Consider the following 364-nt stretch of genomic DNA (forward strand, 5'->3'; position numbering starts at 1 on the left):
CTACAATCCAGACCACCCATTCTTTGACCACTTCCTCTTCACCCAAAAGGAGGCCGGAGACGCGGTAGCCAAGCAGACTATTCCTTCACCAACCATGCTCTTCAGAGACAACCGGTCTGACAACTGGCCAGAATTCTACGCCAGCTGGGAAGACTACCTGGCTGACTTAGGCAAGGCCTACAACGAAACCATCAAGAACTTCTACGATCTCGGCTGCCGCTACTTGCAAATCGACGACACCACCTGGGCCTTTTTGATCAGCAAACTCAATGAAAGCCAGGACAATCCAGAAGAACATGCTAAGTACGTCCACTTGGCAGAAAGCGCGGTAACGGTCATCAACGCGGCTTTGGAAGGCCTGCCG

1 pseudogene is annotated in these 364 nt (G+C 52.5%); it reads left to right on the top strand.

Annotated elements, in window-relative coordinates:
• Nucleotides 1-364, top strand: a pseudogene (locus ACLUXO_RS10295) (5-methyltetrahydrofolate--homocysteine methyltransferase); the annotation flags it as partial.

Origin of the sequence: Lactobacillus delbrueckii subsp. bulgaricus (genome assembly GCF_046938665.1) — a bacterium.
Lineage (GTDB): Bacteria > Bacillota > Bacilli > Lactobacillales > Lactobacillaceae > Lactobacillus > Lactobacillus delbrueckii_C.